Genomic DNA, 15,322 nt, shown 5'->3' with positions numbered 1-15,322 from the left:
CTGCTCTCACTAAACTACCGCCAGACCTCACGGACTGGCGATATGTAATTATCTATCAGGCCTCGCGGAAGCGGTAGCCGACGCCATAGAGCGTTTCGATCATTTCGAAATCGTCGTCAACCGCCTTGAACTTCTTGCGCAGGCGCTTGATATGGCTGTCGATGGTGCGGTCATCCACATAGACCTGCTCATCATAAGCCGCATCCATGAGGGCGTCACGGCTTTTCACGACACCTGGACGCTGCGCCAGCGAATGAAGGATGAGGAATTCGGTGACCGTCAGCGTGACAGGTTCCCCCTTCCAGGTGCAGGTGTGGCGCTCCTGATCCATGACCAACTGGCCGCGCTCGAGCGATTTTGCCTGCTGTCCGGTCGGCTTGGCCGTGCCGTCGCGTGCAGCAACCCGGCGAAGCACCGCCTTGACGCGTTCGACCAGAAGACGTTGCGAGAACGGCTTGGTGATGAAATCATCCGCGCCCATCTTGAGGCCGAAAAGCTCGTCGATCTCGTCGTCCTTGGAGGTGAGGAAGATGACGGGGAGGTCGGATTTCTGGCGCAGACGGCGCAGAAGCTCCATACCGTCCATGCGCGGCATCTTGATATCGAAGATCGCAAGATTGGGCGGACGCGCCATCAGACCATCCAGCGCGGACGCGCCATCGGTGTAGGTTTCGACCCGATAGCCTTCCGATTCCAGCGCGATGGACACGGAGGTCAGGATGTTGCGGTCGTCGTCGACCAGCGCAATCGTCTGCGTTGCCGAGGCTTCCTTCATGCGAACCTTTCTCCTTCAACTAAGCCAACCGGAAGGCCCGGCTGGTGACGTCTTTCAGCCGCCAGAGACTGGCGGGGTATAGATCGAGCGCCTTATTACGCATCGATACTATTATAATGTGCCTGCTTGTGCAGTACAAATTAGGTACAAAATGTGGCGGCGCCAGCAGAAGCCATCAAACACCGCGAGCCGAATCGCGCTTTGGTTAATACCTGGGCTCAAGCCAGTGCCACCGCCAATCCCCGGAACTCACAGCTCATAACGCATAGATTAAACGATTTAAAAAAATTTCAAAAATTTTAAATCGATTAAATATTTGAATTGCCACGATTAATCTGTTTCTGACTGCCATCCTCTATTTCGCGATCAATCTGGTAGGCGCGAAAAGAGACCGATCAATTGTCAAACCATATGGCGGAGACATCATGAGAGAGACCGGCATTCACAACACGGCCGCTTCCATTGCCACTTCAGGACTGAAGGAACTCTCCGCAGTCTTTTACAATCTCGGGGCCGCCCGGCTCTATGAAGAAACCGTCCGCCGGGGCGAAGCCGAACTGTCGGCGCAGGGTGCGCTTGTCGCACGCACCGGCCAGCACACGGGCCGTTCGCCGAAAGACAAGTTCGTAGTGCGCGATGCCGACACGGAAGATCATGTCTGGTGGGACAACAACAAGCCGATGAGCCGCGAGGCTTTCGAGCTGCTCTATGCCGATTTCATCGACCACGCGAAGGGCAAGGAGCTTTTTGTGCAGGATCTGATCGGCGGCGCCGATGCCGACAACAAGATCAATGCCCGCGTCATCACCGAATATGCCTGGCATTCGCTGTTCATCCGCAATCTTCTGATCCGTCCGGAACAGGAAGCGCTTGCGTCCTATGTCCCGGAAATGACGATCATCGATCTGCCGTCCTTCAAGGCCGATCCCGAACGCTATGGCGTGCGCACCGAAACGGTGATTGCGGTCGACCTGACCCGCAAGATCGTGTTGATCGGAGGCACCTCCTATGCCGGTGAAATGAAGAAGTCGGTCTTCACCGCTCTCAACTACATCCTGCCTGCCAAGGGCGTGATGCCGATGCACTGCTCGGCCAATGAAGGCCCGAATGGTGACACTGCCGTCTTCTTCGGCTTGTCCGGCACCGGCAAGACGACGCTGTCAGCCGACCCGACCCGTACACTGATCGGCGATGACGAGCATGGCTGGGGCGAGCACGGCATCTTCAACTTCGAAGGCGGCTGCTATGCAAAGACCATTCGTCTGTCCGCCGAAGCGGAGCCGGAAATCTACGCGACCACGCAGCGCTTCGGCACGGTGCTGGAAAATGTCGTTCTCGACGAACACCGCCAGCCGGATTTCGACGACGGCTCGCTGACGGAAAACACCCGTTGCGCCTATCCGCTCGATTTCATCCCGAATGCATCGAAGACGGGCAAAGGCGGCCAGCCGAAGAACATCATCATGCTCACCGCCGATGCCTTCGGTGTAATGCCTCCGATTGCCAAGCTGACGCCGGCACAGGCCATGTACCACTTCCTGTCCGGCTACACGGCCAAGGTCGCCGGTACCGAAAAGGGTGTGACCGAACCGGAAGCAACCTTCTCGACCTGCTTCGGCGCACCGTTCATGCCGCGCCATCCGTCGGAATACGGTAACCTGCTGCGCAAGCTGATCGCCGAGCACAAGGTCGATTGCTGGCTGGTCAATACCGGCTGGACCGGCGGCGCTTACGGCGTTGGCAAGCGTATGCCGATCAAGGCAACCCGCGCTCTGCTCGCAGCCGCGCTCGACGGTTCGCTGAACGATGCCGAATTCCGCATCGATCCGAATTTCGGCTTTGCTGTACCGGTCGAAGTACCGGGTGTCGACACGTCCATTCTCGATCCGCGCTCGACCTGGGCCGACAAGGCTGCCTATGACGCGCAGGCCAGGAAGCTTGTCGACATGTTCGTCACGAATTTCGAGAAGTTCGAAAGCCATGTCGATCACGAGGTAAAGGACGCGGCCCCGGCGATCCGTATCGCTGCGGAATAGCTTTTTCTGCGCATGTCTTTATCCAAAAACCGGTTCCCACTTTTGGGAGACATGCTTTTACCATCCTGAGGAGGAGGGAGAGCCCGGCTGAAAGGCCGGGTTTTTCTTTTGTATAAGGGATACAAAGCGGTATATCTCCTCGTCATGGAAGAGAACCGGAACATCATCCGCATCACCAATCGCCTGACGATCCGTGAAGACGATCTGGAGGAGAGCTTCATCCGTGCCTCCGGGCCGGGCGGTCAGAACGTCAACAAGGTTTCGACTGCCGTGCAGTTGCGCTTTCATGCCGTGAGAGCAGGCCTGCCCGAAGATATCCTGTCACGGCTCTTCAAGCTTGCCGGACAGAAAGGCACCAAGGACGGCGATATTCTGATTGAGGCCAATCGGTTCCGCACCCAGGAGCGCAACCGCGAGGACGCGCGCGAGCGGCTGATCGCGCTTATTGCCAAGGCTGCCGAACCACCGCCACCACCGCGCAAGAAAACCAAGCCCACAAAAGGCTCCGTCGAACGCCGCCTCAAGGCCAAGTCCGGACGATCCGACATCAAGAAGGGCCGCGGCAAGGTTTCTTACGACTGATCCCAAAAGACGCTACACAGGGAAACCCGAGACCATGAAATCCCATGAAATCGAGACCAGCCACGGTCGCATTGCCATCCGTGAAAGCAGGGGCAACGGAACGCCCTTGCTGATGATCCATGGCAACTCCAGCGCAGGCGCCATCTTCGCGCCCCAGCTTGAAGGCGAAATCGGTAGAAACTGGCGGGTGATCGCGCCGGATTTGCCAGGCCATGGCCAGTCCGGCAACGCCCTTGACCCGGATCGCAGCTATTCCATGGAAGGCTATGCCGACGTGATGACGGAAGTGCTGGCGAAGCTCGGCATTTCGGATGCGGTCGTTTTCGGCTGGTCGCTCGGTGGCCACATCGGCATCGAGATGATTTCACGCTTTCCCGGCATACGCGGCCTGATGATTACCGGCACGCCGCCTGTGGCGCGTGAGGAAGTGGGGCAGGGGTTCAAGAGCGGCCCGGATATGGCACTTGCCGGGCAGGAGGCATTTTCCGACCGCGATGTCGAATCCTATGCGCGCAGTACCTGCGGCGAACCGTTCGAAGACCAGTTGCTTGAGATTGTCGCCCGCACGGATGGGCGCGCGCGGCGCATCATGTTCGAAAAATTTGCAGCCGGAACCGGTGGCAACCAGCGCGATATCGTTGCCGAAGCAAGACTCCCGATTGCAGTCGTCAATGGTCGTGACGAGCCGTTTGTTGAACTGGATTTCGTCTCGAAAGTCCGTTTTGGCAATCTCTGGGAAGGCAGAACCCATGTCATCGACGGGGCAGGGCATGCGCCTTTCCGCGAGACACCAGCTATCTTCGATGATTATCTGGAGCGTTTCATGCGCGACTGCACGGCCTGACCCGCTGCAATCGCCAAAAGACGAAAGGGCCGGATAACCGGCCCTTCTTCATATCTAAGTACTTGTTTCGTCGCATTATCCTGCGCATCGAAGCGGGATAGAAATCAGTCCAGTGAACTGATTTCCCCGCGTAGACGCTTCGCACTTTTGCTGGAAATGCTCTAGATTTTTCTCAGGGCCACTTCCTCGATCAGATGATCGCTGCCCTTGCGCAGGATCAGATCGGCGCGCGGGCGCGTCGGCAGGATATTATCCTTGAGATTTTTCAGGTTGATATTGTTCCACAGTCCTTCGCCAATCGAACGCGCCGCATCTTCCGAAAGCTGTGAATAGCGATGGAAGAAGGATTCCGGATTGACGAAAGCCGTCTCCCGCAAGCGCATGAAGCGGTCGATATACCATTTGTGGATTAGCTGCGATTCAGCATCGATATAGATGGAGAAATCAAAGAAATCGGAAACGAATGGCACCATCTTGCCGTCTTCCGGCAGATCGCGCACCTGCAGAACATTGATGCCTTCGAAGATCAGAATATCCGGCTTGTCGACGATCTGATATTCGCCCGGCAAGACGTCGTAGCTCAGATGCGAATAGAGCGGCGCTCGCACCTGGCTCATGCCTGCCTTGATCGCTGACAGAAAGCGCAAGACCGCACCGACATCGTAGCTTTCGGGAAAGCCCTTGCGCTCCATCATGTTCTGCTCGCGCAGGACCGCATTGGGGTAGAGAAAACCGTCGGTCGTCACGAGATCGACCTTCGGGCTCGATGGCCAGCGTGCCAGAAGCTCTTTCAGGATACGCGCAGTCGTGGATTTCCCAACCGCAACCGAACCGGCAATGCCGATGATGAACGGCGTCTTGAACGACTCTTCCATGTTGAGGAACTGCTTGCGCTGCTCGAACAGAAGCTGGCTTGCCTCCACATGCGCCGACAGCAATCGCGACAGCGACAGATAGATGCGCCGTACCTCGTCAAGATCGATGGGGTCGCCCAGCGAGCGCAGTCGCTTGACCTCATCATACGTCAAAGTGAGCGGCGTGTCGGCGCGAAATCCCGCCCATTCCTCAGCCGAAAAGAAACGGTAAGGCGAGTAACGCGACGGCGTTAGCTGATCCACTTTTTCCCACATATTGTCGCTGCTCTCCCTCAACGCCAAGTCTGCACTAGCAGCTTCCGATCCTATTTGCATTTAGGCTTTCGGACGACCGGCTTTTTCTTCAAGGCCGGTCTGCGCCGTGCGGCGTTGCAACTCTGCAAGAACCTCATTGAGTGGCACGTCCGCAACCTTGAGAACCACCAGCAGGTGATAAAGCAAATCAGCGCTTTCGGTGACCACTTCCGCACGGTTGCCTTCCACTGCGGCAATGACCGTTTCCACGGCTTCTTCACCAAGCTTTTTGGCGGCCCGTGTCTGGCCTTTTGCCACCAGACTTGCCGTATAGGACGAACCGTCCGTCACGCTGGCACGCTCCGCGACGATGCGTTCAAGGTCGGAAAGTGTGAACTCAGTCATCGGATTTCCTTAAATTTTGCTCTTTACCGGACCGGATCGAGCCGCATCGGGATGCCAGCCTCGGCCATATAGCGCTTGGCCTCGCCAATCGTATAGGTGCCGAAGTGGAAAATCGAAGCGGCGAGAACCGCCGTTGCGTGGCCGTCGCGAATGCCCGCAACCATGTGATCCAGATTGCCGACACCGCCCGATGCGATCACCGGAACGCGCACGCTGTCAGCAACAGCCCGCGTCAGTGCCACGTCATAACCGGCCTTGGTGCCATCACGATCCATCGAGGTCAGCAAAATTTCACCGGCACCAAGGCTCACCACCTTCTGCGCAAATTCCACCGCATCGATGCCTGTGGTCTGGCGACCGCCATGGGTGAAGATTTCCCAACGGTCGGCTTCGCCTTCGCCTGAAACCTTCTTGGCGTCGATGGCAACCACGATGCACTGGTCACCGAATTTGTCAGCAGCTTCGGCGACAAATTCCGGGTTCTTCACCGCGGCCGTATTGATCGAAACCTTGTCAGCACCAGCCAGAAGCAGCTTGCGAATATCGGCAACCTGTCGCACGCCGCCGCCAACCGTCAGCGGCATGAAGCACTGTTCTGCCGTCCGGGCCACCACATCGAAAATTGTCTCGCGATTGTCCGAAGACGCCGTGATGTCGAGGAAGCACAGTTCGTCTGCGCCCGCCGCATCATAGGCGCGGGCAGCTTCCACCGGATCACCCGCATCGATCAGATCGACGAAGTTCACACCCTTGACGACGCGTCCGTCTTTCACATCGAGGCACGGTATCACTCTTGCTTTCAGCATGGTTGTCCTCGATCTGCCGCGTCTCTTTTCAGTTTTGCCTGTCCTCGCGGTCCGGCCTTTGCCGGACTGTTCGCTGCGGGCAGGCGGGAGCGGCCGTCTTTAACGTCCAGGCAAGGAATTACGCGTGCTTTCAAGGTCATGCTGTGGCCCTCAGTACGGACAAGGCTTCCGCCGGATCGATGCGGCCATCGTAAAGTGCGCGGCCGGAAATCGCGCCTTCCAGCTTGCGGGCATCAGGAGCGGCAAGACGTTTGATGTCATCCATCGAGGCGAGGCCGCCCGATGCGATCACCGGGATGGAAACGCTATCTGCCAGGCCGAGCGTCGAATCCCAGTTGATGCCAGCCAGTACGCCGTCGCGGTCAATGTCGGTGTAGATGATGGCGGCAACACCGGCACCTTCAAACTTTTTCGCCAGTTCCACCACGCCGAGCTCAGAGGCTTCGGCCCAGCCTTCAACGGCAACATAGCCGCCCTTGGCATCGATGCCGACAGCAACCTGACCCGGAAACGCCTTGCAGGCTTCGATCACCAGCGCCGGATCGCGCACGGCGACCGTACCAAGGATAACGCGACGCAATCCCTTGGAAAGCCAGTTCTCGATATGCTGGAGCGTGCGGATGCCGCCGCCGAGCTGCACCGGATTTTTGGTGGCTTTGAGTATCGCTTCCACAGCCTTGCCGTTGACGCTTTCGCCAGCAAAGGCTCCGTTGAGATCGACCACATGCAGCCATTCAAAGCCCTGATCCTCGAAGGCCTTGGCCTGTGCTGCCGGGTCTTCGTTGTAAACGGTGGCCTGATCCATGTCGCCAAGCTTCAGGCGCACGCATTGACCGTCTTTCAAATCGATGGCGGGAAAAAGGATCATAATGTCAGGGCTTCCATTTCAGGAAATTGGCAATGAGCGAAAGGCCGAGAAGCTGGCTCTTTTCAGGATGGAACTGCGTGCCCACCATATTGTCGCGACCGACCGTTGCGGTGACGTCGCCGCCGTAATCGGTCACAGCCAGCACGTCAGCCTTGTTCTTCGCATCGAACATATAGGAATGCACGAAATAGGCATGCAATCCGTTCTCGCCGGTCTCGATACCGTCAAAGATCGGGTGAGAATGTTTCACGTGAATCCTGTTCCAGCCGATCTGCGGAATTTTCAGCGAAGGATCGGACGGCGTCATTCCACGCACATCGCCCGCGATCCAGCCAAGACCCTCGGTCACTTCCTTTTCAAGTCCGCGCTCAGACATGAGCTGCATGCCGACGCAGATGCCAAGGAAGGGATGTGCCTTTTTCAGAACCACATCTTCCAGTGCTTCCACCATGCCCGGAACGGCATGGAGGCCGCGACGGCAATCCGCATAGGCGCCAACGCCCGGAAGCACGATGCGGTCAGCCGTCGCCACGCGGTCGGCATCCGCCGTCAGTTCTATTTCTGCCGCGATGCCGCTCTCATGCGCAGCACGCTCAAAAGCCTTGGTGGCCGAGCGCAGATTGCCGGAGCCGTAATCGATGATTGCAACACGCATTTTCAGTTTTCTCCGCGATGGCCGACAAACCCGATTGTCGAGCCAAATGAGGAATAGGTGGGACGAGGGGGCTGCTGTGCCCATTCCGGCGCAGGCTTGTCCGCAAGAGGGGCCGTTGGCCGGGCCGCATCTTCGAGGCTGTAGAAATAGCGGATCTCGGCTTCTTCCAGATCGGATGCATCGATGACCGCTGTTTCGACAAAACCCTGGCGCCTGAGCTTGGCTATCTTCCAGTTGACGCCTTCCAGCGCCACGAACAGCGATACCAGCAAGGTCAGAAGCGGAACCGCATCGACGATGCCGAAATAGGCTCCGGCAAGTCCCAGCAGGATCGAAATGCCCAGAACGGCAAAAGCTTCGAACCAGAGACGCTGGGTCAGAAGCCAGACGAAGGGAAGGACCAGCGCCAGAACATGGAATCCGTCGCGCACGAAAATTGCCTTTTCAGCGCTTTTTTCAGTCGCAATTTCGGACGGAAAACCGGTGTCCACTTTTCCTGAAATTGCTTTACTATCCCTCGGTTCCAGCACGACATATTGCGCCATGACCTGTCCTTTCGTTCGGGACCTATCCCTTCAACGAACCCTTGGTGGAGGGGATTGCATCCTTCTGACGTTCATCGGTTTCAAGCGCCGTGCGCAGAACCCTGGCAACCGCCTTGAAGATCGACTCCGCAATATGGTGGTTGTTCGCACCATAATGATTGTTGATATGGAGCGTTATGCCTGCGTTCATGGCGAAAGCCTGGAAGAACTCACGCACCAGCTCGGTATCAAATGTGCCGATCTTGGACGTTGTGAAATTGACGTTCCAGACCAGAAAAGCGCGTCCCGATACATCGACGGCAGCGCCAGTCAGCGTGTCGTCCATGGCAAGGTCCATCGAGGCATAGCGCACGATACCGCGGCGCTCGCCAAGCGCCTTGGCAATGGCCTGACCGAGCGCAATGCCCGTATCCTCGACCGTGTGGTGATCGTCGATATGCAGGTCGCCCTTGGCCATGACCCGCATATCGATGAGCGAATGTCGGGAAAGCTGCTCCAGCATGTGATCGAAGAAGCCGACACCGGTGGTGATGTCGAACTTGCCAACGCCGTCCAGATCGACGGAAACGGCAATGCTCGTTTCCTTGGTCGAGCGCTCGATGCTTGCCTTGCGGGTGCTTTCTGCAGTCATAAGCTTTCCTCATTCAATAGCTTGGAGGCGTTCTAGAACAGCTTGCTCCCTTTGCCAATTCCTTTTGCCGGTTTGGCAAGCTGCAATTCGGTATTTGCAATTCGTCCGTACGTTCTTAAATATTCTCAGCGAAGCACGATTCATCCGCCAATGGCTGACGGAACCTGTTTCTCCAATAGATGAAGGGACACCTGCAATTGCCTTCCGGGATTGCATGTGCCGCCAAAGGAGCATCCATGATCGAACATCATCCCACGACAATTTACGGAACGACCATCGTTACCGTGCGCAAGGACGGCAAGGTCGTCATTGCCGGCGACGGACAGGTTTCGCTCGGCAATACCGTCATGAAGGGCAATGCGCGAAAGGTTCGCCGCATCGGCAAGGGCAATGTGATTGCCGGTTTCGCCGGAGCCACCGCCGACGCCTTCACCCTTCTGGAACGCCTCGAAGCGAAGCTGGAACAATATCCCGACCAGCTCATGCGTGCTTCGGTCGAACTTGCCAAGGACTGGCGCACCGATCGCTACTTGCGCAAGCTGGAAGCCATGATGCTGGTTGCCGACAGCAAGGTGACGCTGGCGCTGACCGGCACCGGCGATGTGCTTGAACCCGAGCATGGCGTGATGGCCATCGGTTCGGGCGGCAATTATGCGCTGGCCGCTGCCCGCGCGCTGGTCGATACGGACAAGTCAGCCGAGGAAATCGCCCGCAAGGCGATGGATATCGCCGCCGATATCTGCATCTACACCAACCACAATATCATCGTGGAAAGCCTGGACGCAGAATGAGCTCGCTCGCGCAGGCCTCAAAACCGAGTGCGCAACGCTGGGGCCTGGGCGCCCTGATCGTTCTTGCCATACTCGCAGTGCAAGCCTCCTGGCTTTACTTCGACGGGCGGATCGCCATGTGCGAATGCGGAACCATAAAATTATGGTCCGGTTCGCTGATGACTGAAAACTCGCAGCATATATCTGACTGGTATACGCTGTCGCATATCATCCATGGCTTTCTGTTCTACTGGCTGTTCACGGTCATCGCACCCAAAGCCCCGCTCGGCTTGAGACTTGCTGCTGCGGTCGGCATCGAAGCCGCGTGGGAACTGGTCGAGAATTCGAATTTCATCATCGAACGCTATCGCGCCAATACGTCCTCGGTGGACTATTTCGGCGACAGCATCGTGAATTCGGTCTCCGACACGGTTGCCGCCATGATCGGCTTTCTGATCGCAGCCAAACTGCCGACAAAAATAACTGTCGCCATCGCGCTGTTCTTTGAAGTTCTGGCGCTGATCGTCATTCGCGACAATCTTACGCTCAACGTGATCATGCTGCTGCATCCGTTCGAGTTCATCAAGCAGTGGCAAAGTGGGTTATAATTATGAGTAATTTCTCTCCCCGTGAAATCGTCTCCGAACTCGACCGCTTCATCATCGGCCAGAACGACGCCAAGCGCGCGGTCGCTATCGCCCTTCGCAATCGCTGGCGCCGCCAGCAGCTCGAAGGCCAGATGCGCGAAGAGGTGATGCCGAAAAACATCCTGATGATCGGACCGACCGGCGTCGGCAAGACGGAAATTTCCCGCCGCCTCGCAAAGCTGGCCGGTGCACCTTTCGTCAAGGTGGAAGCAACCAAGTTCACCGAGGTCGGCTATGTCGGCCGTGACGTCGAGCAGATCGTCCGCGATCTCGTCGAAGTTGCCATCACGCTCGTCCGTGAAAAGCGTCGCGATGATGTGAAGGCCAAGGCGCATCTCAATGCCGAGGAACGCGTGCTGGACGCGCTGGTCGGCAAGACCGCGAGCCCCGCTACGCGCGACAGCTTCCGCAAGAAGCTGCGCAATGGCGAAATGGACGACAAGGAAATAGAAATCGAGGTCGCCGACACCGGTTCCGGCCCAAGCTTTGAAATTCCGGGCATGCCGGGAGCCAATATCGGTGTCATGAACCTGTCCGACATGCTGGGCAAGGCCATGGGCGGGCGTACCAAGACGCGCAAGACCACGGTCAAGGATTCCTACCCGATCCTGGTCAACGATGAATCCGACAAGCTTCTGGATCAGGACCAGATCGTTCAGGAAGCGCTTCGTGTCACCGAAGACGAAGGCATCGTGTTCATCGACGAGATCGACAAGATCGCATCGCGGGAAGGTGGCATGGGTGCCGGCGTGTCGCGCGAAGGCGTGCAACGCGATCTGCTGCCGCTGGTCGAAGGCACCACGGTTGCGACCAAATACGGTCCGGTGAAGACCGATCACGTGCTGTTCATCGCATCGGGTGCGTTCCACGTATCCAAGCCGTCCGATCTTCTGCCGGAACTGCAGGGCCGTCTGCCGATCCGTGTGGAGCTCAGTGCGCTGACGCGTGAAGACTTCCGCCGCATCCTGACGGAGACCGAGGCAAGCCTGATCAAGCAGTATATCGCCCTGATGGAAACGGAAGAGGTGAAGCTCGAAATCACCGATGATGCCATCGACGCTCTGGCAGATATCGCTGTTGATCTGAATGCGTCGGTCGAAAACATCGGTGCGCGTCGGTTGCAGACGGTAATGGAACGCGTTCTCGATGAAATTTCATACACCGCGCCCGACAAGACCGGTGCAACTTTCGTCATCGACGCGGCCTATGTAAAAGACAAGATCGGCAGCCTTGCCAAGAACACCGATCTGTCGCGCTTCATTCTCTAAAAGTGGCCATAAAGCCACGGCGCGAATTCACTTTCGCAAATACTGCAAAAACCCCTCGACTTGCATCGGGGGGTTTTTTATTTTCCCCGCAACTTTTACCGAATATTCACCATAGCAGGACCGTTCCCCTACAATGATCAGAATAATGGGCGCAAAGCCGCGACGCATTTTTGTTGGACTTGCCCTGGCTATCAGCCTTGCCTGCCAGAGCGCCTATGCGGCAACGGTCGTGCCTCCGGGCAATCGCAATGCGGAACAGCCGCCGATTCCAGGCGCATCCGCCAAGCGCACGCGTGAACTGAGCACGACTTACGAGAAGAAATATCAGAAGATTTACACTCTCCTGAAGAAGGATGCCTCGCTGCGCTCCAAGATCCGCTCGACGGCAGCAGCCTATGGCATCGATCCTATTCATATTGTCGGCGCGATCGTCGGCGAGCATACCTATAATGTCGACGTTTATGACCGGCTCCAGACCTATTACGTCAAGGCCATGTCCTATGTGAACCAGGGCGTGAGTTTCGGCTACAACGGCGAAAGCATCGGCCAGTTCATCAAGCGGCCGGAATTTGCCGACTGCCTGAAGCACAAGGACAGCTATTCGCTGTGGTCCTGCCGCGAAAATGTCTGGAACAAAACCTTCCGTGGCAAATCGGTCGGCGGCAATGCCTATCCGAACAACCGTTTCAGCGCGGTCTTCTTCCAGCCTTTCTATGCCGGACAGACATTCGGTCTTGGCCAGATCAATCCGCTGACGGCCTTGCAGATGTCCGACATGGTGAACCGCGTTTCCGGTCTGCCCAAGCTGAACGCAGAAGACGGCAATGTGGTCTACAAGACGATCATGGATCCCGATCTGACGCTACCCTATATCGCGGCGACGCTGAAACAGTCGATCAACTCCTACCGCCAGATCGCTGATTTCGATATTTCGAAGAATCCCGGCCTCACTGCCACGCTTTACAATACAGGCGGTGCGGAAGCACGCGCACGAGCGCTGGCCAATGAAAACGCCAAGCGAAAGGCGGACGGTCAGGAACCTGTGCTACCGCAGGAAAACTACTATGGCTGGCTGGTCAATTCGAAGCTCGATGAGTTGAAAGCGCTTTTCTAGAGCGCGTTTCGATCTGATTGGATCAGATCGGCGCTCTGATCATTTGTTTTTACGCGCATCTTTTCCGAAAACCGTTTCACACTTTTCGGGATGCGCTCTAATCAACTTGAACAGGCTTGATACCGCGGCGGCGCTTGCGCGCCGCCTCTATTTCCTCGCTCAGATGCCTGATCGTCTCGCGGTCGATGATGCGGATATTGCGCGCCAGAAGATTGGCGAGTTCCGTTGCCTGTGGCGACAGGCCCGACGTATCGATTACAACACGCGGATGCGACACGGCGGCAAGGTTCTGCAACTCTTCCGCCTCGTCCCAGATGATATTGAAATAGGTGATGATGCGCTGAAGCAGGTCCCAGGTCGGCTGGCCGCGCCGGCCATGCTCCAGCGCAGACAGATAGGCGGGTGAAACGCGAAGCGCTGCCGCCATATCCTTCTGCGTCACGCCGCGTTCTTCCCGCAACTCGCGCAAGCGTATTCCAAATGGCGTCATCGCGGTCTGCTCCCCCCAGGCAATAGGGTCTGCTGTGCCATGTTTTGGGTCTGGCGGCGAAGCCTTACATAAAGGGCGCCATGCCCGCCATGATGACGCGCCGCATCCTCATAGGCACTCACCAGAAGCCGGAACAGCGGTGTGGAGAACCAGTGCGGTACCGCCTGTCGCAAAATCCCTTCGCTGCCGAATGAACGGCCTTTTCCGGTAATGACCATGACATGACGCAGGCCGCGTGCATGTGCGCTGACCAGAAACCCATAGAGCAGGCCGTGCGCCTCTCCCTGCGTGAGACCGTGCAGATCGATGCGGGCTTCAATATCGACACGGCCTTTGGCGATCTTTCGATGCGTCGGCTTGTCGAGTGACTGAATCTGCATTTCGGTGAGCGCCGACAGGCCCCTTTTCGGTTTGCTCGCTTCCACCGCAGGCTGAACCTTCGGCTTCACAGCACGCTTTTCTTCTTCCGCCATGAGGGATTTGAAATCGGGAAGCTCGCCCTCACTTGCCTTTGGCTTTATCAGCGGCTTTGCGGTTTTCGCGACCGTCTCCCACAGGATGCGGTCTTCTGGCCGCAGATAGTCTTTTTCCGGCTTGTCGGGGTCGCGCGCCATTCCGTTCAAGCCTCCAGAAGCCTGCGCGGCACCAGCGCATAAAAGTCTGCATCGTCCTTCACGCCGCCCGCGATTTCGCCTGCCGTGTCGCCAGAGCCTGCAAACAGATCGCCGCGGGCAGGGCCGACAATGGCCGTTCCCGTATCCTGCGCGATCATCAGGCGCGCAAAAGGTTCCCCGTCAAAGACCGTAACATCAGGTGCGCTGACATGGATCGGCGTTCCGAATGTGTGGAGCAACTTGTCGACAGCCAGCGAACGCCCGGCAGTCAGCGGGACTTTTGCGGCCGCAATCGGACCGGCATCCGGGTCGTCCACAGAAGCTTCCCGGAAGAAAATGTAGGATCGGTTTTGCCAGATGAGATCATCGGCCTTGTCCGGATGCCCGGCCAGCCAGCGTCGGATCGACTGCATGGAAATTTCTGAAGCCGGAATTTCGCCATTGGCAACCAGAATGCGACCGATACCCGTAAACGGATGGCCGGATTTGGCTGCATATGTAATGCGCAGCAACCCGCCCTCGCGCAGTTTCAGGCGCGCGGCACCTTGCACATGCGCGAAAAAGGCATCGACCCGGTCGGCAACGAAAGCGATTTCCAGCCCACGCCCGGAAAGACTTCCCTGTTCGATTGTCTGGCGGTCGTCATATTCGGCAAGGCCGTTCTCCGTCCGGCGCGCAAAGGCAAAGGATGGATCAAGGCCGATTGGACGGCTTTCATCTGTCACTTTCACGAGGTCATCGGGCTGGCGCAGGAAGGGCACCTTGAACCGGGTGTCGGCCTCAAGGGAGGCTTCGATCTCCGGTTCATAGAACGCAGTCACAAAGCCTGTTCCCTGATCGGGAACGATCCGGCAAGGGATGAAATTCCGTTCGAAGAAAGCACGCGCTTCTTCCGCGCCCGGATTGTCGAGGCTGCGCGCAGCGACAAAGATCGGCTCCAGCGCTTCGAAACGGATGCCGAGACTGCCGCTTTTGTATGTCTGGTGTGCTGCATAATCGGCGGAACGGCGAAACGCAGCAAACGCTGCGGACTGATCGTCCAGGTACCAGCCCGGACAATCGGAAAAAGCCACCGGGCGCAAAATCCTCGCCAAGTCGTTCATCGCCGCATCCGTCTAACTATGCACAAACAAAAAGGCCGCCGATTTTTTGGACCGCGCATC

At 57.4% G+C, this 15,322-nt stretch carries 18 protein-coding genes and 1 pseudogene; 7 read left to right on the top strand and 12 right to left on the bottom strand.

Annotated features, from left to right (window positions below):
- Window positions 1-55: 55 nt before the first annotated feature.
- A complete protein-coding gene (locus tag F9K94_RS10875; protein WP_006468074.1) occupies window positions 56-775 on the bottom strand; it encodes a response regulator transcription factor in 720 nt (239 codons plus the stop codon).
- A 425-nt stretch (window positions 776-1,200) separates the two neighbouring features.
- On the opposite strand from F9K94_RS10875, the gene F9K94_RS10870 reads away from it, so the two are divergent.
- The 3 genes from F9K94_RS10870 to F9K94_RS10860 all read left to right on the top strand — a co-directional run bounded on the left by F9K94_RS10870 (window position 1,201) and on the right by F9K94_RS10860 (window position 4,237).
- Window positions 1,201-2,811, top strand: coding sequence for a phosphoenolpyruvate carboxykinase (locus tag F9K94_RS10870; RefSeq protein ID WP_151645603.1), 1,611 nt, complete (start codon window positions 1,201-1,203; stop codon window positions 2,809-2,811).
- 144 nt (window positions 2,812-2,955) lie between these two features.
- Complete coding sequence (gene arfB / locus F9K94_RS10865; protein WP_061345203.1) at window positions 2,956-3,393, top strand: alternative ribosome rescue aminoacyl-tRNA hydrolase ArfB; 438 nt, start codon at window positions 2,956-2,958, stop codon at window positions 3,391-3,393.
- Window positions 3,394-3,427: 34 nt separating this feature from the next.
- Window positions 3,428-4,237: an alpha/beta fold hydrolase gene (locus F9K94_RS10860; RefSeq protein WP_151645601.1), complete on the top strand. Its 810-nt coding sequence runs from the start codon at window positions 3,428-3,430 to the stop codon at window positions 4,235-4,237.
- A 161-nt stretch (window positions 4,238-4,398) separates the two neighbouring features.
- On the opposite strand, the gene coaA is transcribed toward F9K94_RS10860, so the two are convergent.
- The 7 genes from coaA to hisB form a co-directional block, all read right to left on the bottom strand.
- Complete coding sequence (gene coaA, locus F9K94_RS10855) at window positions 4,399-5,367, bottom strand: type I pantothenate kinase (protein WP_010657674.1); 969 nt, start codon at window positions 5,365-5,367, stop codon at window positions 4,399-4,401.
- Window positions 5,368-5,427: 60 nt separating this feature from the next.
- Window positions 5,428-5,751, bottom strand: a complete 324-nt coding sequence (locus F9K94_RS10850) for a phosphoribosyl-ATP diphosphatase (RefSeq protein ID WP_061344609.1) — start codon at window positions 5,749-5,751, stop codon at window positions 5,428-5,430.
- A 23-nt stretch (window positions 5,752-5,774) separates the two neighbouring features.
- Complete coding sequence (gene hisF / locus F9K94_RS10845; protein WP_113474287.1) at window positions 5,775-6,557, bottom strand: imidazole glycerol phosphate synthase subunit HisF; 783 nt, start codon at window positions 6,555-6,557, stop codon at window positions 5,775-5,777.
- A gap of 136 nt (window positions 6,558-6,693) precedes the next feature.
- Window positions 6,694-7,425, bottom strand: a complete 732-nt coding sequence (gene hisA, locus F9K94_RS10840; RefSeq protein WP_061344607.1) for a 1-(5-phosphoribosyl)-5-[(5-phosphoribosylamino)methylideneamino]imidazole-4-carboxamide isomerase — start codon at window positions 7,423-7,425, stop codon at window positions 6,694-6,696.
- Window positions 7,426-7,429: 4 nt separating this feature from the next.
- A complete protein-coding gene (gene hisH / locus F9K94_RS10835; RefSeq protein ID WP_151645599.1) occupies window positions 7,430-8,080 on the bottom strand; it encodes an imidazole glycerol phosphate synthase subunit HisH in 651 nt (216 codons plus the stop codon).
- 2 nt (window positions 8,081-8,082) lie between these two features.
- Window positions 8,083-8,625 carry a DUF2628 domain-containing protein gene (locus F9K94_RS10830; RefSeq protein ID WP_151645597.1) on the bottom strand — a complete coding sequence of 181 codons (543 nt, stop codon included), beginning with the start codon at window positions 8,623-8,625 and terminating at the stop codon, window positions 8,083-8,085.
- A gap of 22 nt (window positions 8,626-8,647) precedes the next feature.
- Window positions 8,648-9,256: an imidazoleglycerol-phosphate dehydratase HisB gene (gene hisB, locus F9K94_RS10825; RefSeq protein ID WP_061344604.1), complete on the bottom strand. Its 609-nt coding sequence runs from the start codon at window positions 9,254-9,256 to the stop codon at window positions 8,648-8,650.
- A 236-nt stretch (window positions 9,257-9,492) separates the two neighbouring features.
- On the opposite strand from hisB, the gene hslV reads away from it, so the two are divergent.
- From hslV to F9K94_RS10805, 4 genes are all read left to right on the top strand, one after another.
- Window positions 9,493-10,047 (top strand): ATP-dependent protease subunit HslV, encoded by a 555-nt coding sequence (hslV, locus tag F9K94_RS10820; protein WP_061344603.1) that lies wholly within the window; start codon window positions 9,493-9,495, stop codon window positions 10,045-10,047.
- Complete coding sequence (locus tag F9K94_RS10815) at window positions 10,044-10,634, top strand: DUF2585 domain-containing protein (RefSeq protein ID WP_151645595.1); 591 nt, start codon at window positions 10,044-10,046, stop codon at window positions 10,632-10,634. Before hslV ends, F9K94_RS10815 begins: the two co-directional genes overlap by 4 nt.
- A gap of 2 nt (window positions 10,635-10,636) precedes the next feature.
- Window positions 10,637-11,941 carry an ATP-dependent protease ATPase subunit HslU gene (gene hslU, locus F9K94_RS10810; RefSeq protein ID WP_151645593.1) on the top strand — a complete coding sequence of 435 codons (1,305 nt, stop codon included), beginning with the start codon at window positions 10,637-10,639 and terminating at the stop codon, window positions 11,939-11,941.
- A gap of 133 nt (window positions 11,942-12,074) precedes the next feature.
- The gene (locus F9K94_RS10805; RefSeq protein WP_235813449.1) at window positions 12,075-13,055 is read left to right on the top strand and encodes a DUF1402 family protein; all 981 of its coding nucleotides are present in this window, start codon (window positions 12,075-12,077) and stop codon (window positions 13,053-13,055) included.
- On the opposite strand, the pseudogene F9K94_RS24935 reads toward F9K94_RS10805, so the two are convergent.
- The 4 genes and pseudogenes from F9K94_RS24935 to mltA all read right to left on the bottom strand — a co-directional run.
- Window positions 13,052-13,156, bottom strand: a pseudogene (locus tag F9K94_RS24935) (MerR family transcriptional regulator); the annotation flags it as partial. The gene F9K94_RS10805 and the pseudogene F9K94_RS24935 overlap by 4 nt on opposite strands.
- Window positions 13,153-13,545: a helix-turn-helix transcriptional regulator gene (locus F9K94_RS10800; protein WP_010657663.1), complete on the bottom strand. Its 393-nt coding sequence runs from the start codon at window positions 13,543-13,545 to the stop codon at window positions 13,153-13,155. The gene F9K94_RS10800 and the pseudogene F9K94_RS24935, both read right to left, overlap by 4 nt.
- The gene (locus tag F9K94_RS10795; protein ID WP_151645591.1) at window positions 13,542-14,159 is read right to left on the bottom strand and encodes a Smr/MutS family protein; all 618 of its coding nucleotides are present in this window, start codon (window positions 14,157-14,159) and stop codon (window positions 13,542-13,544) included. Before F9K94_RS10795 ends, F9K94_RS10800 begins: the two co-directional genes overlap by 4 nt.
- Window positions 14,160-14,164: 5 nt before the next feature.
- Entirely contained in the window at window positions 14,165-15,262 is a 1,098-nt protein-coding gene (mltA, locus tag F9K94_RS10790) for a murein transglycosylase A (RefSeq protein WP_151645589.1), read from the bottom strand.
- Window positions 15,263-15,322: the final 60 nt, after the last annotated feature.

The sequence above is a fragment of the Brucella tritici genome (genome assembly GCF_008932285.1).
GTDB classification, from domain to species: domain Bacteria; phylum Pseudomonadota; class Alphaproteobacteria; order Rhizobiales; family Rhizobiaceae; genus Brucella; species Brucella tritici.
This window is presented reverse-complemented; position numbering and strand designations above follow the sequence as displayed.

Excerpts from the sequence above, each read along its gene's own strand:
- hslU (WP_151645593.1), top strand. The coding sequence starts at position 10,637 with ATGAGTAATTTCTCTCCCCGTGAAATCGTCTCCGAACTCGACCGCTTC.
- arfB (WP_061345203.1), top strand. The coding sequence starts at position 2,956 with ATGGAAGAGAACCGGAACATCATCCGCATCACCAATCGCCTGACGATC.
- F9K94_RS10795 (WP_151645591.1), bottom strand. The coding sequence starts at position 14,159 with ATGGCGCGCGACCCCGACAAGCCGGAAAAAGACTATCTGCGGCCAGAA.
- hisB (WP_061344604.1), bottom strand. The coding sequence starts at position 9,256 with ATGACTGCAGAAAGCACCCGCAAGGCAAGCATCGAGCGCTCGACCAAG.
- F9K94_RS10870 (WP_151645603.1), top strand. The coding sequence starts at position 1,201 with ATGAGAGAGACCGGCATTCACAACACGGCCGCTTCCATTGCCACTTCA.
- F9K94_RS10875 (WP_006468074.1), bottom strand. The coding sequence starts at position 775 with ATGAAGGAAGCCTCGGCAACGCAGACGATTGCGCTGGTCGACGACGAC.
- hisA (WP_061344607.1), bottom strand. The coding sequence starts at position 7,425 with ATGATCCTTTTTCCCGCCATCGATTTGAAAGACGGTCAATGCGTGCGC.
- mltA (WP_151645589.1), bottom strand. The coding sequence starts at position 15,262 with ATGAACGACTTGGCGAGGATTTTGCGCCCGGTGGCTTTTTCCGATTGT.
- hisH (WP_151645599.1), bottom strand. The coding sequence starts at position 8,080 with ATGCGTGTTGCAATCATCGATTACGGCTCCGGCAATCTGCGCTCGGCC.
- hisF (WP_113474287.1), bottom strand. The coding sequence starts at position 6,557 with ATGCTGAAAGCAAGAGTGATACCGTGCCTCGATGTGAAAGACGGACGC.
- F9K94_RS10850 (WP_061344609.1), bottom strand. The coding sequence starts at position 5,751 with ATGACTGAGTTCACACTTTCCGACCTTGAACGCATCGTCGCGGAGCGT.
- hslV (WP_061344603.1), top strand. The coding sequence starts at position 9,493 with ATGATCGAACATCATCCCACGACAATTTACGGAACGACCATCGTTACC.
- F9K94_RS10805 (WP_235813449.1), top strand. The coding sequence starts at position 12,075 with ATGATCAGAATAATGGGCGCAAAGCCGCGACGCATTTTTGTTGGACTT.
- F9K94_RS10800 (WP_010657663.1), bottom strand. The coding sequence starts at position 13,545 with ATGACGCCATTTGGAATACGCTTGCGCGAGTTGCGGGAAGAACGCGGC.
- F9K94_RS10860 (WP_151645601.1), top strand. The coding sequence starts at position 3,428 with ATGAAATCCCATGAAATCGAGACCAGCCACGGTCGCATTGCCATCCGT.
- F9K94_RS10830 (WP_151645597.1), bottom strand. The coding sequence starts at position 8,625 with ATGGCGCAATATGTCGTGCTGGAACCGAGGGATAGTAAAGCAATTTCA.
- coaA (WP_010657674.1), bottom strand. The coding sequence starts at position 5,367 with ATGTGGGAAAAAGTGGATCAGCTAACGCCGTCGCGTTACTCGCCTTAC.
- F9K94_RS10815 (WP_151645595.1), top strand. The coding sequence starts at position 10,044 with ATGAGCTCGCTCGCGCAGGCCTCAAAACCGAGTGCGCAACGCTGGGGC.